Below are 246 nucleotides of genomic sequence, written 5' to 3' on the forward strand. Positions count from 1 at the left end.
CATGCGCAGCACGTCCTTGCCGCCTGTGCGCAGTGCGCCCGCACTGTTCAAGGACGCATTGAAAAAAGGCTACGCGCCGCCGGTCGAGGCACTGCCGTCGGGTGGCGGCAAGGCCGCGATGACTGCGCCGGCCGACGACCTCAAAGCCCGACTGCTTGGTGAATACTCGGCATACCGTCGCAAGGAAGCACGCGAGCTGTACGACGAGCAGGGTGAATCTGAGCGGGAGATCGCGCGACAGTCGTT

At 64.6% G+C, this 246-nt stretch carries 1 pseudogene; it reads left to right on the forward strand.

The features are described 5' to 3' along the window. A pseudogene (locus SB751_RS34025) lies at nt 1-246 on the forward strand (replication initiation protein); the annotation flags it as partial.

The organism is Cupriavidus sp. SIMBA_020, assembly GCF_046535395.1.
Classification (GTDB): domain Bacteria; phylum Pseudomonadota; class Gammaproteobacteria; order Burkholderiales; family Burkholderiaceae; genus Cupriavidus; species Cupriavidus campinensis.